This window comes from Cognatiluteimonas telluris (assembly GCF_011320095.1).
GTDB lineage: Bacteria > Pseudomonadota > Gammaproteobacteria > Xanthomonadales > Xanthomonadaceae > Cognatiluteimonas > Cognatiluteimonas telluris.
This window is the reverse complement of the sequence record NZ_JAANOY010000041.1, coordinates 1-13,152: the sequence shown is the minus strand read 5'-3', so window position 1 is coordinate 13,152 and position 13,152 is coordinate 1. Positions and strand designations below refer to the sequence as shown.

The 13,152-nt window shown below is 69.8% G+C and carries 11 protein-coding genes and 1 pseudogene; 9 read left to right on the top strand and 3 right to left on the bottom strand.

All coding sequences use genetic code 11. The features are described from left to right. The 4 genes from G7B67_RS12240 to tsaB form a co-directional block, all read left to right on the top strand. On the top strand, nt 1-619 hold a 619-nt coding region (locus G7B67_RS12240), incomplete at its 5' end, for a hypothetical protein (RefSeq protein ID WP_425482449.1). Nucleotide 620: 1 nt separating this feature from the next. Then, nucleotides 621-2,705, top strand: a complete 2,085-nt coding sequence (yoaA, locus tag G7B67_RS12235) for a DNA repair helicase YoaA (protein ID WP_166212822.1) — start codon at nt 621-623, stop codon at nt 2,703-2,705. Further along, a complete protein-coding gene (locus G7B67_RS12230; protein ID WP_166212821.1) occupies nt 2,698-3,108 on the top strand; it encodes a VOC family protein in 411 nt (136 codons plus the stop codon). Before yoaA ends, G7B67_RS12230 begins: the two co-directional genes overlap by 8 nt. Next, nucleotides 3,105-3,794: a tRNA (adenosine(37)-N6)-threonylcarbamoyltransferase complex dimerization subunit type 1 TsaB gene (gene tsaB, locus G7B67_RS12225; RefSeq protein ID WP_166212819.1), complete on the top strand. Its 690-nt coding sequence runs from the start codon at nt 3,105-3,107 to the stop codon at nt 3,792-3,794. The genes G7B67_RS12230 and tsaB overlap by 4 nt, the downstream gene beginning before the upstream one ends. 55 nt (nt 3,795-3,849) lie before the next feature. Here the strand turns inward: tsaB and G7B67_RS12220 are convergent, their stop codons facing one another. After that, the gene (locus G7B67_RS12220) at nt 3,850-4,722 is read right to left on the bottom strand and encodes an energy transducer TonB (protein ID WP_166212817.1); all 873 of its coding nucleotides are present in this window, start codon (nt 4,720-4,722) and stop codon (nt 3,850-3,852) included. A gap of 93 nt (nt 4,723-4,815) precedes the next feature. Then, nucleotides 4,816-5,802 (bottom strand): glutathione synthase, encoded by a 987-nt coding sequence (gshB, locus tag G7B67_RS12215; RefSeq protein WP_166212815.1) that lies wholly within the window; start codon nt 5,800-5,802, stop codon nt 4,816-4,818. 180 nt (nt 5,803-5,982) lie between these two features. Between gshB and pilG the strand changes: the two genes are divergently transcribed. The 5 genes and pseudogenes from pilG to G7B67_RS13645 form a co-directional block, all read left to right on the top strand. Further along, the gene (pilG, locus tag G7B67_RS12210) at nt 5,983-6,381 is read left to right on the top strand and encodes a twitching motility response regulator PilG (RefSeq protein ID WP_166212813.1); all 399 of its coding nucleotides are present in this window, start codon (nt 5,983-5,985) and stop codon (nt 6,379-6,381) included. An 18-nt stretch (nt 6,382-6,399) separates the two neighbouring features. Then, a complete protein-coding gene (locus G7B67_RS12205; protein WP_166212811.1) occupies nt 6,400-6,765 on the top strand; it encodes a response regulator in 366 nt (121 codons plus the stop codon). 178 nt (nt 6,766-6,943) lie between these two features. Continuing rightward, the gene (locus tag G7B67_RS12200) at nt 6,944-7,486 is read left to right on the top strand and encodes a chemotaxis protein CheW (RefSeq protein ID WP_166212826.1); all 543 of its coding nucleotides are present in this window, start codon (nt 6,944-6,946) and stop codon (nt 7,484-7,486) included. Nucleotides 7,487-7,518: 32 nt separating this feature from the next. Next, nucleotides 7,519-9,537, top strand: coding sequence for a methyl-accepting chemotaxis protein (locus tag G7B67_RS12195; protein ID WP_166212809.1), 2,019 nt, complete (start codon nt 7,519-7,521; stop codon nt 9,535-9,537). Nucleotides 9,538-9,640: 103 nt separating this feature from the next. After that, nucleotides 9,641-11,788 (top strand): annotated as a pseudogene (locus G7B67_RS13645) (FimL-related protein); the annotation flags it as partial. 1,015 nt (nt 11,789-12,803) lie between these two features. On the opposite strand, the gene G7B67_RS13640 reads toward G7B67_RS13645, so the two are convergent. Further along, nucleotides 12,804-13,152: pentapeptide repeat-containing protein (locus G7B67_RS13640; RefSeq protein WP_166212824.1), on the bottom strand; the 349-nt coding region annotated here is incomplete at its 5' end.

Sequence of the window (13,152 nt, the reverse complement as noted above, 5' to 3'; positions counted from 1 at the left end):
CGGCTCCGGCGCCCGCGCCCGCGTCGCCCTCGGCCCAGCCATGACGCGCCTGCTCAGGCAACGTCCCGGCCTCCGGCACGTCGCCACCCGACGCGTCGTCGGGCCGCGCGCGGCTCTGGCGCTGGCGACCATCGCGCTCGCCCTGCTGGCCGGCTGCGCGACACCTCCCGCGCCGTCGCCGCGGGCGCTGACCACCGAAACCCCCGAAGCCATGGTCGCCGCGATCCGCGCCGCCGCCGGTCGCGACGACGCCGAACTCGCGGTGCAGCCGCTGCGCGATCCCGAAGTGGACGACCTGCGCGAGCAGGCGCTGGCGCTGGAAGCCAGCCATCGTTACCCGGAGGCCGCGGCGGCGCTGGACAAGGCGCTGGCGCTGGTCCCGGAAGACCCGGCGCTGCTGCAGGAGCGCGCCGAGGCGGCATTGCTGGAGCACGACCCCGTCAGCGCCGAGCGCCTGGCCCGCCACGCGTTCGCCATCGGCGCCCGGGTCGGGCCGCTGTGCCGGCGCCACTGGGCGACGATCGAACGCACCCGCCTGCTCGCCGGCGATGCCGCCGGCGCCGCGCAGGCACAGCTCGTCGCCTCGACCTGCAAGGTCACCGGCCCCGATCGGTTCTGAAATGACCGATCTGGCGTCCAACAGTCGCGCCGCGCTGGCCGCGGACGGCGTGCTGGCGCGGGAAATCCCCGGCTTCGTCGCCCGGCCCGCGCAGCAGCGCCTGACCGAAGCGATCGCCGAGGCCTTCGATCAGCGCGGCGAGCTGCTGGCCGAGGCCGGCACCGGCACCGGCAAGACCTTCGCCTACCTGGTGCCCGTGCTGCTGTCGGGGATGAAGACGATCATCTCCACCGGCACCAAGGCGCTGCAGGACCAGCTCTACCACCGCGACCTGCCGCGGGTGCGCGACGCGCTCGGGATCGGCCTGTCGACCGCGCTGCTCAAGGGCCGCGCCAATTACCTGTGCCGCTATCGCCTGGAGCACGCCAAGGGCGAGCCGCGTTCGGGCGGCCTGTTCGGCAGCCGCGAGCAGGTGTCGCAGTTCCAGCGCATCGTCGCCTGGAGCGGCCGCACCCGCATGGGCGATCTGGCCGAGCTCGAGGCGCTGCCCGAAGACTCGCCGCTGCTGCCGATGGTCACCAGCACCGCCGAGAACTGCCTGGGCAGCGAGTGCCCGTTCTGGTCCGAATGCTTCGTGGTGCAGGCGCGCCAGCGCGCGCAGTCGGCCGACCTGGTGGTGGTCAACCACCACCTGCTGCTCGCGGACCTGGCGCTCAAGCAGGAAGGCTTCGGCGAAATCCTGCCCGGCGCGCAGGCCTTCGTCGTCGACGAGGCCCACCAGTTGCCCGAGCTCGCCGCGCAGTTCTTCGGCGAAGGCCTCGGCGCGCGGCCGCTGGTGGAGCTGGCGCGCGACGCGCTGGCCGAATGCAAGGACGTCACCGGCGCACTGGCGGTGGTGCAGGTGCCCGCGCAGCAGCTCGAGCACGCCACGCGCGCGGTGCGCGCGGCGATGGAAATCCTCCCCGCGCGCGGCACGCGGCTGCGCGCGCTGCACGAGCCGGCGGTGTGCGATGCCTTCGACGACCTCGTCGCGGCGCTGGCGCGGCTGGCGCAGGCGCTGGCGGGATTGCGCGGGGCATCCAGCGGTTTCGATGCCTGCCATGCGCGCGCCCAGGACTTCGCCGCACGGCTGGCGCGCTGGCGGGCGCGGCCGCGCCGTGTGGGTGCCGATGACGGCTCCGATGACGGATCCGGCGACGGTTTCGAGGACGCGCATGCCGGCGAGCGTTCCGTCGACGCCAGCGACGACTTCGACGACGGCATGCCCGCCGGCGACGACGACGTGCGCTGGTACGAACTGTCGCCGCGTGGCTTCCGCCTGCAGCGCACGCCGCTGGACGTCTCGGCGCCGCTGCGCGCGCATCGCGAGAAATCCCATGCGGCCTGGGTGTTCACTTCGGCGACGCTGGCCGTGTCCGGCGATTTCCACCACGTCGCCACCCGGCTGGGCCTCGTCGCGCCCACGACGTTGCTGCAGCCCAGTCCCTTCGACTGGAACACGCAGGCGCTGTGCTACCTGCCACCGGCGCTGCCGGAGCCGATGTCGCGCGGCTACAACAGCGCATTGATCGCCGCCCTGCGGCCGGTGCTGGAGGCCTCGGCCGGGCGCGCGTTCGTGCTGTTCGCCTCGCACCGGGCGCTGCGCGAGGCGGCCGATGCGCTGCGCGGCGGGCCGTGGCCGCTGTTCGTGCAGGGCGATGCGCCGCGGCACGTGCTGTTGCAGCGCTTCCGCGAATCCGGCAACGGCGTGCTGCTGGGCGCGGCGAGCTTCCGCGAGGGCGTCGACGTTGCCGGCGCCGCCTTGAGCGTGGTGGTGATCGACAAGCTCCCCTTCGCGGCGCCGGACGATCCGGTGTTCGAGGCGCGACTGGACGCGGTGCGGCGCGCCGGCGGCAATCCGTTCCGCGACGAGCAGCTGCCGCAGGCGGTGATCGCGCTCAAGCAGGGCGCCGGGCGCCTGATCCGCAGCGAGTCCGATCGCGGCGTGCTGGTGCTGTGCGATCCGCGGCTGCTGGGCAAGAGCTACGGCCGCATCTTCCTCGATTCATTGCCGCCCTTGCCGCGCACGCGCGACGTCGCCGATGTGCAGGCGTTCTTTGCGGCAGAATCCCCGGCTTCCGGATTGCTGGAGTCGGGCCATGGCTGACGAGAGACCGCGGGTACACGGCCTGGGCGGCGTGTTCTTCAAGGCGCGCGACCCCGGGCAACTCGCTGGCTGGTACGCCGAGCACCTGGGCCTGCCGGTCGAATCCTGGGGCGGCGCGCAGTTGCCCTGGCGGCGCAGCGATACCGGTGCGGAGGCCGCGACCGTGTGGTCGCCGTTCCCGGCCGACAGCGACTATTTCGCGCCCAGCGACAAGGCCTACATGCTCAATTTCCGCGTCGACGACCTCGACGCGATGCTGGCATCGTTGCGCGCGGCCGGATGCCAGGTGCTCGACCGCCATGCGGACGGCGCCGAAGGCCGCTTCGGCTACGTGCTCGATCCCGAAGGTGGATTGGTCGAGTTGTGGCAGCCGCCGGCCGCCGATCCGGGGCCTGCGGCGTGAAGCTGCTCGCGTTCGAAACGGCGACCGAGGCCTGCTCGGTCGCGCTGTGGATCGATGGTGAGGTGCGCGAGCGTTTCGAACTCGCTCCGCGCCGCCATGCCGAGCTGGCCTTGCCGTGGGCGCAGGCGCTGCTGGCCGACGCCGGCATCGCCAGGGCGCAGCTCGATGCGATCGCGGTCGGCCGCGGGCCGGGTGCCTTCACCGGCGTGCGCCTGGCGATCGCGATCGCGCAGGGCATCGCGCTGGCGCTGGATCGACCGGTCGTCCCGGTGTCGACGCTGCAGGCGCTGGCGATGCAGGCGCCTGGCGAACGCATCCTTGCCGCGATCGATGCGCGCATGGGCGAGATCTACCTGGGCGGATTCGTCCGCGATGCCGGCGGGCTGCGCCTGCTCGGGAACGAGGCGGTGCTCAGGCCCGGTGCCGCCGAGGTCGAAGGCGATGGCTGGCATGGCGTGGGCACCGGATTCGCGGCCGCCGATGCCGCGTTGCAGGCACGCCTGCACCCGCAACTGGCGGCGGTCGACGCCACCGCGCTGCCGCACGCCGCCGATGTCGCGCGGCTGGCGGCGCTGGCCTTCGCGCGCGGTGAAGTGGTGGCCGCCGAGCGCGCCGAACCGGCGTACCTGCGCGACAACGTCGCACTGACCCTGGTCGAGCAACAGGCGCTGCGCGCGTCGCGTTGAGATCGGCGCAACCTGCCTGGCACCGCCCGCGCGGGGGCGGGCCGCTGCAAAGGGCTCACTGGTCGACCAGCGTGCCGCCGGGCAGGAAGCGCCAGGTGCGGGTGACGTCGAGGATATCGGGATCCTCGGCGGTCTTGGGCAGCGGCGGATAGGGTTCAGCCAGCTTGGCGATGCGCAGGGCGGCGGCGTCGAGCAGGGGGATGCCGCTGGACACCATGACGATCGCCCGTTCGACCGAGCCGTCGCGGCGGATGCCGACGTCGATGACCACCGTCCCGGAAAGTCCGCGACGCCGCGCTTCCTCGGGGTAGTTGAGATTGCCCACGCGCTCGGCGCGGTCGACCCAGCGCCGCAGGTAGCCGGCCCAGGCGTATTCGCGGGTGCTTGCGGAGACGAACTTGCGCGACGGCCGTTTCGCGTACAGCTGGGAGTTGAGATGGATTTCGGCTGCAAGCCGCGCCATTTCCATGTCGTGCTCGACCTTGATGCGGCCCGGCGGCAGCGGGCTGGCATCCAGCTTGGGCACGGGCTGCGGCGGCGGCGTGGTCAGGTGTCCGCGGCTGCTGCTGACCACCCGCGCTTCGGGCGGCGGCTCGGGGCGGGGCGACTGGGCGCGCAACTGGCGCGGGGCGACGCCGTCCTCGGGCTTGGGGACCAACCCGCTCTGGTTATCGGTCGGGCGCACGGCCTTGTCGCTCTGGCCGCCGCCCTGGTTGTTGGCTTGGGCGAGGAAGTCGGCCTGCCTGGGCGTCAGCGCCGAGCTGGTCTGGGTCAGGATCACATCCAGCGTCGGCAACACCGGCGCCGCGCCCCTGATCGCGAACCCGACGCCCAGCAGCAGCATCCCGTGCAGCAGCAGCGACAGCACCAGGGTGGCGCTGAGGCGTTCGCGTTCGCCGATCTGCGGGCCGGGGAGGGCGGTTTGCATGGGCTTGGAGGCAGGCACCGGGCTGGACACAGGGGAGGGCGCGGACGAAGGCCGCCGGGCGGCCGGGTGGCCCCGCGCGGCTGGATGCCTGCGTCAGCCGGCGCGCAGGCAGGCCTGGGGACCGGCCGCGTCCGCCGCCGCCCGGGCTTCGATCGCGTCGAACAGCATGCCAGCGATGTTGAGCCCGAACTGGGCATCCAGTTCCCGGATGCAGGTCGGGCTGGTGACGTTGACTTCGGTCAGGTAGTCGCCGATCACGTCCAGGCCGACGAACACCATCCCGCGGCGCTTCATCTCCTGGCCCACCTGGGTGGCGATCCAGCGGTCGCGATCGCTCAGCCGGCGGCCTTCGCCGCGGCCGCCGGCCGCCAGGTTGCCGCGGAATTCGTCGCCCTGCGGGATCCGCGCCAGGCAGTAATCCACCGGCACCCCGTCCACCAGCAGGATGCGCTTGTCGCCCTGGGCGATTTCCGGCAGGTAGCGCTGGGCCATCGCCAGCTGGCGGCCATTGCCGCTCAGGGTTTCCAGGATCACGTTGAGGTTGGGATCGCCGTGGCTGGTGCGGAAGATCGAGCGCCCGCCCATGCCGTCCAGCGGCTTGAGCACCACCTCGCCGTGTTCGGCCACGAACGCCTTGAGCGCGGCGGCATCGCGGCTGACCAGCGTGGGCGGGCAGCACTGCGGGAATTCCAGCGCCGCCAGCTTCTCGTTCATGTCGCGCAGGCCCTGCGGGTCGTTCACCACCAGCGCCCCCGCGCGCTGTGCCAGGCTCAGGATCTGGGTGTCGTGGAGGTAGTCGGCATCCACCGGCGGATCGGTGCGCATGAGCACCACATGGCTGGAATCCAGCGCAATGAGTGATGGCTGGCCCAGTTCATGGAAAGCCGCGGCATCGTCGCGGACTTTCAGTTCCGACATCCGGGCGCAGGCCTGTCCGTCGCGTACGGCGAGTCCGCCCGGAACCACGTAAAACAGGCGATGACCGCGCCTTTGCGCCTCCAGCAGCATCGCAAAGGTCGAATCCTTGGCGATTTTGATCGATCCGATGGGATCCATCACGGTGACGATTTGCAGCGCCATTGGGCCTTCCACGGCAGATTCGGACGCATGGTAGCAGGGGCTCCGGACACGCCCGCCAAGGTGAATGCGCGGCCGCCGGACGGCTTTTCACCAGCGCTTGACACTGCCCTCGAGGACTGGGATATAGACAGGACGCAGCGGTGCCGGCAGTGACGAAGCATCGCGCAAGGGGAGCAATTCATGAATGACGAAAGCCGCACCGGCAGCCTTGATGGCCTGCGGGTCATGGTCATCGACGATTCGAAGACCATTCGCCGTACCGCCGAGACCCTGCTCAAGCGCGAAGGCGCCGACGTGGTCACCGCCACCGACGGATTCGAGGCGCTGGCGAAGATCGCCGACCAGCAGCCCCAGATCATCTTCGTCGACATCATGATGCCGCGCCTGGATGGCTACCAGACCTGCGCCCTGATCAAGAACAACCAGCTGTTCAAGTCGACGCCGGTGATCATGCTGTCGTCCAAGGACGGCCTGTTCGACAAGGCCCGCGGCCGCATCGTCGGCTCCGAGCAATACGTCACCAAGCCATTCACGCGCGAGGAACTCCTCGACGCGATCCGCAAGCACGTCAACGCCTGACCGGGGGGAAGGGCACCAATGGCACGCATCCTGTTGATCGAAGATTCGCCGACCGATACCGCGGTCCTGACCCAGTTGCTCGAGCGCAACGGGCACCAGGTGCTGGCGTCGGGCAGCGGCGAGGACGGCATCGAAGTCTGCAAGCGCGAGTTGCCGGACCTGGTCCTGATGGACGTGGTGCTGCCCGGCATGAACGGTTTCCAGGCCACCCGCGCGCTGTCGCGCGATGCCAAGACCAGCGCGATCCCGGTGCTGATCGTCAGCACCAAGGCGATGGAGGCCGATCGCGCCTGGGGCCTGCGCCAGGGCGCCAAGGACTACATCGTCAAACCGCCGAACGAAGGCGCGCTGATCGGCCGCATCAACGAACTGCTGGGCGCCTGAGATGTCGCGGCGCTCGAAAACACACGCCCGTCCGTACGCGCCCCCCGGACCGCATGCGGGCGTGGCAGGCGTCGGCGTGATCGAGACGCCGGCCGGGATGCCGCAATCCGACGCACCCGACTCCACCATCGACGCCCCGCAAGACCCGGCCGCCACCATGTCAACGCATTACGAAGGCATGTCCGCCTTCGACATCCTCGACGACTACGAACAGCGCAGCCTGGCCCACGTCGCCGGCCTGCCTGAGCAGCTGGATGCGCCGGGCCTGTGGCGCGGCGTCGGCTTCCGCATCGGCAGCAAGCGCCTGGCTTCGGGATTCAACGAGGTGGTCGAAATCCTGCCAATGCCGCAGGTGACGCCGGTGCCGGGCGCGCAGCCATGGTTGCTGGGCGTCGCCAACATCCGCGGCAACCTGCTGCCGATCGTCGACCTCAAGCAGTTCCTCGAGGGCGAGCGCACCGTGTTGCACGAGAGCCAGCGCGTGCTGATCGTGCGCCAGCCCGGCGGCGATGTCGCCGTCACGATCGATGAGCTGTTCGGGCAGCGCAGCTTCACCGATGCCCAGCAGCTGCCGGACGAAACGTTGGCACAAAGCGTGCTCGCGGAAGGACGTTACGCACATTTCGTCGACCGGGCCTACGACCTGGCCGACGCCTCGTGGGGGATCTTCAGCCTGGAACGGCTGGCCCGCACACCTGAATTCAGACAAGCCGCGGCCTGAGCCGCACAGCAACCGAAGGTCGAGGTCGAATCATGAGCACTGTAATGGACAACGCGGCTGTCAAGGGTCGCAACGTCGGCACCAACGTCTGGATCTTCGCGCTGATCGCGTCGCTGGTCGTGTTCGCGGGCAACACGGTGATCGCGACCACCAAGGCGGCTCGCGTCGGTGGCGCCAGTACCGCGGCATCGAACCTGCAGGTGAACTCGCAGAAGCTGGCCAACCAGGGCCGCGAGGCGGTCGGCGGCAAGGCCGAATCGTTCGCCGCGTTCAAGCTCACGCGCGCGCAGATCGACGACGACATCAAGCAGCTCAACGAAAACTTCGGTAGCAATGCCAGCGTCGCCGGGCCGATCCGGACGGTGACCGAGACCTGGGCGCCGCTGAGCAAGAGCGCCGACCAGGTGATCACGTCGGAGAAGGCCGTGCTTGGCCTGGCCGGCAACGCCGACCGCTTCGTGCAGCGCGTGCCGCAACTGCAGGCGCAGCTGGACGAGGTGGTGCGCGGCATGCTGGCCAGCGGAGCACCGTCCTCGCAGGTCTACCTCGCGGTGCGCGAAGGTATCCTCGCGGCGACCATGGCCCGCTCGGTCGCCGAGATCCAGGCTGGTGGCGCCGATGCGGCGATGTCTGGCGACAAGCTCGCCCGCGACGCCGGCGTGTTCGGCCAGGTGCTGACCGGCTTCCGCCAGGGCGGTACCGGTGAAGCGCAGAAGGTGACCTCGGCATCCGCGGCGGCATCGCTCAACCAGGCCAACACCCTGTGGGCCGACATGCAGAAGGACCTCAACGCGATCCTCGGCAGTTCGCAGGACCTGTTCCGTGCGCAGACGGCCGCCACCAACCTCGCCAGCGGCTCGGACAAGCTGCTCAGCGACAGCGAAGGACTGTTCCGCGCCGTCACGGCGTTCGGCTCCCTGCGCGACACCAGCATCATCGGTGGCGTCTGGGTCAGCATCATTTCGGGTATCGCGGTACTGCTGTCGCTGATCGGCCTGTACTTCAGCAGCCGCCGCGCCGAGCGCTCGCGCTTCCAGACCACGATGGAACTGAACAACCGCAACCAGGAGGCGATCATGCGCCTGCTGGACGAAATGGGTTCGCTTGCCGAAGGCGACCTCACGGTCAAGGCGACGGTCACCGAGGACATGACCGGCGCGATCGCGGACTCGATCAACTTCGCCGTCGAACAGCTGCGCAGCCTGGTGACCACGATCAACGACACCTCGGTGCAGGTGGCATCCAGCGCGCAGGAAACGCAGGCGACCGCGATGCACCTGGCCGAAGCCGCCGAACACCAGGCGCAGGAAATCTCCTCCGCTTCCGACCGGATCAGCGAAATCGCGGCCAGCATCAACCAGGTGTCGAAGAACTCCGCCGAGTCGGCCGAGGTGGCGCAGCGTTCGGTGCAGATCGCGACCAACGGCGCCGGCGTCGTGCGCCAGACGATCCAGGGCATGGACAACATCCGCGACCAGATCCAGGAAACGTCCAAGCGCATCAAGCGCCTGGGCGAGTCCTCGCAGGAGATCGGCTCGATCGTCGAACTGATCAACGACATCTCCGAGCAGACGAACATCCTGGCGCTGAACGCCGCGATCCAGGCCGCATCGGCAGGTGAAGCAGGCCGCGGGTTCGCGGTCGTGGCCGACGAAGTTCAGCGCCTCGCCGAACGCGCGTCCAACGCGACCAAGCGAATCGAAACCCTGGTGCAGACGATTCAGTCCGATACCAACGAAGCTGTCAGCTCGATGGAGCAGACGACGTCGGAAGTGGTCGCCGGTGCGCGACTGGCCGAGGACGCGGGTACCGCGCTGGGCGAGATCGAAAAGGTGTCGTCCGACTTGTCCGGGTTGATCCAGGGCATCTCCACCGCGGCGCAGCAACAGTCCGGCGCGGCGGCGAACATCACCCAGGCGATGAACACGATTCAGCAGATCACCTCGCAGACCACGCAGGGCGCCAACCAGACCGCCGAGTCGATCGGAAACCTGGCCCAGCTCGCCGCGGACCTGCGTCGATCGGTCGCCGACTTCAAGCTCCCGGCCTGATCGCACGATCCGGCCGACGTAACGACAGAGTGCCCGTCAGGATGAACCTCTCCGCCACCGGCGCCTGCGCCGCGCGCGCCCCGGGAATGACCGGAGGCGTGCGATGAGCGCCCTGCGCGACGCGATCGACTTCACCACGCTGGGCTGGATCAAGCCGGAGCTCGACGAGACCCTGCGCCAGGCGCGGATCGAGATCGAAGGCTTCGCCGAGGACCCGTCCGATACCAGTCGCATGCGTTTCTGTGCCAGCTACCTGCACCAGGTGCAGGGCACGCTGCGCATGGTCGAGTTGTACGCCCCGGCGATGGTCGCCGAGGAAATGGAACACCTCGCGCTGGCGCTGCAGGAAAACCGCACGCCTTCGCGCGACGAAGCCTGCGCGACGCTGATGCGCGGCGTGGTGCTGCTGCCCGATTACCTGGAGCGCCTCCAGGGCGGGCACAAGGACATCCCGATCGTGCTGCTGCCGCTGCTCAACGAGCTGCGGGCGGCGCGCGGCGAAGCGGGGCTGAGCGAGAGCGTGCTGTTCGCGCCGGACCTGCAGCGCGAGCTGCCGGCGCCGGTCGCGGCGGACGCTTCGCCGATGGAATCGCGCGATGCCCGCGAAGCAGCGACGGCGCCGCTGCTCGCCCAGCTGCACCAGGCGTTGTCCGGCTGGACCGAAGGCGCCGCGCCGACGGACGCGGCGACACTGGCTTCGTCGCTGGACGGGCTCGTGCGGCATGCGCTCGAAGAGGCCGACCGCCGCCTGCTGTGGGTGGCCGCATCGGTCGCGCAGGCCCTACGCGATGGCGCGATGGCGCCTTCGGATGGATTGCGCGTGGCGTTCGCCAGCGTCGAGCGCGAAGCCAGGCAGGTCTTCGACCAGGACGGCAGCACGCCCGTGCGCGCCGACGCCGCCCTCGAACCCACCCGCCAGCTGCTCTACCACGTCGCCCATTCGGACGGCGAACATCCATCGTTGAAGGCGCTGCGCGACACGTTCGACCTGGATGCCCAAGGCCCGACCGACTCCGAACTCGAGCATGCGCGCGGCAGCCTGACCGGCCGCAACCGCGCCCTGCTGGATACCGTTTCGGCGGCGATCAAGGAAGATCTGCTGCGGGTCAAGGATGTCCTCGACCTGCACCTGCGCAGTGGCCAGACCGACATCACCGGCCTGCAGCCGCAGGTCGAGGCGCTGGCGCGGGTCGCCGATACCCTTGGCATGCTCGGCCTGGGCGTGGCCCGCAATGTCGTGCAGCAACAGCGCGATGCGATGCACGCACTGGTGAGCGGCGAGCGCCCGGCGGACGAAGGCGCGCTGCTCGACATTGCCGGCGCACTGCTCTATGTCGACGCTTCGCTGGATGAGCAGGTCGCGCATCTCGGCGGCGCCGACAACGGCGGCGACGACAACCTGCTGGCGAGCGAATCGCGCAAGGTGCTCGAGATCGTGGTGCGCGAAGCGGTGGCGAATTTCGCCGACGCCCGCCAGGCGTTCGTGGCCTTCGTGGAAACCAGCTGGGACCACAACGAACTGGCCGAAGTCCCGCGCCTGTTGCAGGAAGTCAGCGGCGCGCTGCGCATGCTCGACCTCGGCCTGGCGGCGGATTACCTGGCCGGCGTGCGCCTGTACGCCGAGCGCGAACTGATCGATCGCCGCCGCGTGCCCAATGGCCGCCAGCTCGACACCCTGGCCGATGCCCTGGCCAGCCTGGAGTACTACCTCGAAGCTTTGCGCGAGAACCGCACCAATCGCGACGACATCCTCGACATCGCACGCAACAGCCTCACCGCGCTGCAGTACTGGCCGTTGCCGGCGATGGAAGCGGCATCGGCAAGAACGGCGGTTGCCGGAACACTGGCGCTGGACGACGCCGACGCCGACGCCGACTTGGAACTGACGCTGCCGGAAACGGCCTCGCCGCAACTCGTCGAGCCAGTTGCCAGCGCACCGCTGGTCCAGCCGGTGCCCGTTGCCGCGCCGACGTCGGCACCGGCGCCGGTCGGCCAGACTGCCGGCGGGTTCGAAGTCACCGGCGACGAGATCGACGACGAGATCCGCGAAGTCTTCCTCGAGGAATTCGAGGAGGAAATCGACAACCTCGACCAGATGCTGCCGCCGTGGCGTGCCGCACCCGACGACCACGAACGCCTGCGGTCGATCCGCCGGGTGTTCCATACCCTCAAGGGCAGCGGCCGGCTGGTTGGGGCGAAGACCCTGGGCGAGTTCAGCTGGAAGATCGAGAACATGCTCAACCGCGTGCTCGATGGCACGCGTCCCGCCAGCCCGGCGGTCATCGCGATGGTCGACCAGGCGTTCTATGCACTCCCGCAGCTGCAAGCCGCGCTGCGTGGGGAAAGCGTCATCCAGGCCGACCTGGACGGCATCCAGTCCGTCGCCGACCGGGTCGCCGCGGGTGAGGAAGCGTATTACAGCGCACCGGCCGCCGAGCCGGCCCGCACCGGCGATGCGGCCGAGATCGTGGTTGCGGAATCCAATGCCGCGCCGACGCCCGCGGCGGAAAGCGCGCCCATGGTGGACGAGGGCGTGCCGGCCTCGGTCGATCCGGTCCTGCTCGAGATCCTCGACATCGAAGTCGGCGGCCACCTGTTGACGGTGGAGCGCTGGATTCAGGACGCACGCACGGCCCCGGCCGTAGCCGACGACATCCTGCTGCGCGCCATCCACACCATGAACGGCGCTTTCGCCATGACCGAAGTGCCGTCGATCACCGACGCACTCACGCCGGCCGAAGCCTACGTCAAGCGCCTGCTGGTGGCGCGCCGCCAGGCAACGGCCAACGGGGTCGAAGCGCTCGCCGAACTGGTCGCGGCCGCGCGCGCCACCATTGCCGCGCTGCACTCGTCGTCCCCGCGGGTGCCGCGATGCGACGCACTGGCCGCCCGGTTGGCCGGTTTGCGCGACAGCCTCCCCGAAGCCAGCCTGCCGCTGGACGAGGTGCTGGTCGACGCCCTCGACTTGGGTGGCGACGGTCTGAGCGCCGATGACCTGGGCCGATTCGGCGACCTGGCCGCGCCAGCCATCGACACAACGCCTGGCGAGGATCTCGTACCCGCGTTCGACGAAGCCGGTACGCATGCCGCAATTGGCGGCGACGGCCTTGCCGGCGACCTGGATATCGAGCTCGACGCGGGCTTGCCCGGCGCTGCCGCGATCAACGTGGACCACTCCGGAACGGGTGCGGACATCGAGCAGGCGCTGGACACTCCGTTCGCCGACGAACCGGCACTGGCGGAAACGACCGCGCCCCAGGACGAGGTCATCGACGCGGCCGAGCAGGCGCGCCTGGATGCCGAGCGCGTCGAGCAGGAAGAGCGCCTGGAATACGAGCGCCTGGAAGCCGAGTACGCCGAACAGGCGCGCCTGGCGAGTGCCGAAGCCGAACGTGCCGAAGCCGAACGTGCCGAAGCCGAACGTGCCGAAGCCGAACGTGCCGAAGCCGAACGTGCCGAAGCCGAACGTGCCGAAGCCGAACGTGCCGAAGCCGAACGCGCCGAAGCCGAACGCGCCGAAGCCGAACGTGCCGAAGCCGAACGCGCCGAAGCCGAGCGTGCCGAAGCCGAGCGCGCCGAAGCCGAACGCGCCGAAGCCGAGCGCGCCGAGGCCGA

Excerpts from the sequence above, each read along its gene's own strand:
- yoaA (WP_166212822.1), top strand. The coding sequence starts at position 621 with ATGACCGATCTGGCGTCCAACAGTCGCGCCGCGCTGGCCGCGGACGGC.
- G7B67_RS12230 (WP_166212821.1), top strand. The coding sequence starts at position 2,698 with ATGGCTGACGAGAGACCGCGGGTACACGGCCTGGGCGGCGTGTTCTTC.
- G7B67_RS12220 (WP_166212817.1), bottom strand. The coding sequence starts at position 4,722 with ATGCAAACCGCCCTCCCCGGCCCGCAGATCGGCGAACGCGAACGCCTC.
- gshB (WP_166212815.1), bottom strand. The coding sequence starts at position 5,802 with ATGGCGCTGCAAATCGTCACCGTGATGGATCCCATCGGATCGATCAAA.
- pilG (WP_166212813.1), top strand. The coding sequence starts at position 5,983 with ATGAATGACGAAAGCCGCACCGGCAGCCTTGATGGCCTGCGGGTCATG.
- G7B67_RS12205 (WP_166212811.1), top strand. The coding sequence starts at position 6,400 with ATGGCACGCATCCTGTTGATCGAAGATTCGCCGACCGATACCGCGGTC.
- G7B67_RS12200 (WP_166212826.1), top strand. The coding sequence starts at position 6,944 with ATGTCCGCCTTCGACATCCTCGACGACTACGAACAGCGCAGCCTGGCC.
- G7B67_RS12195 (WP_166212809.1), top strand. The coding sequence starts at position 7,519 with ATGAGCACTGTAATGGACAACGCGGCTGTCAAGGGTCGCAACGTCGGC.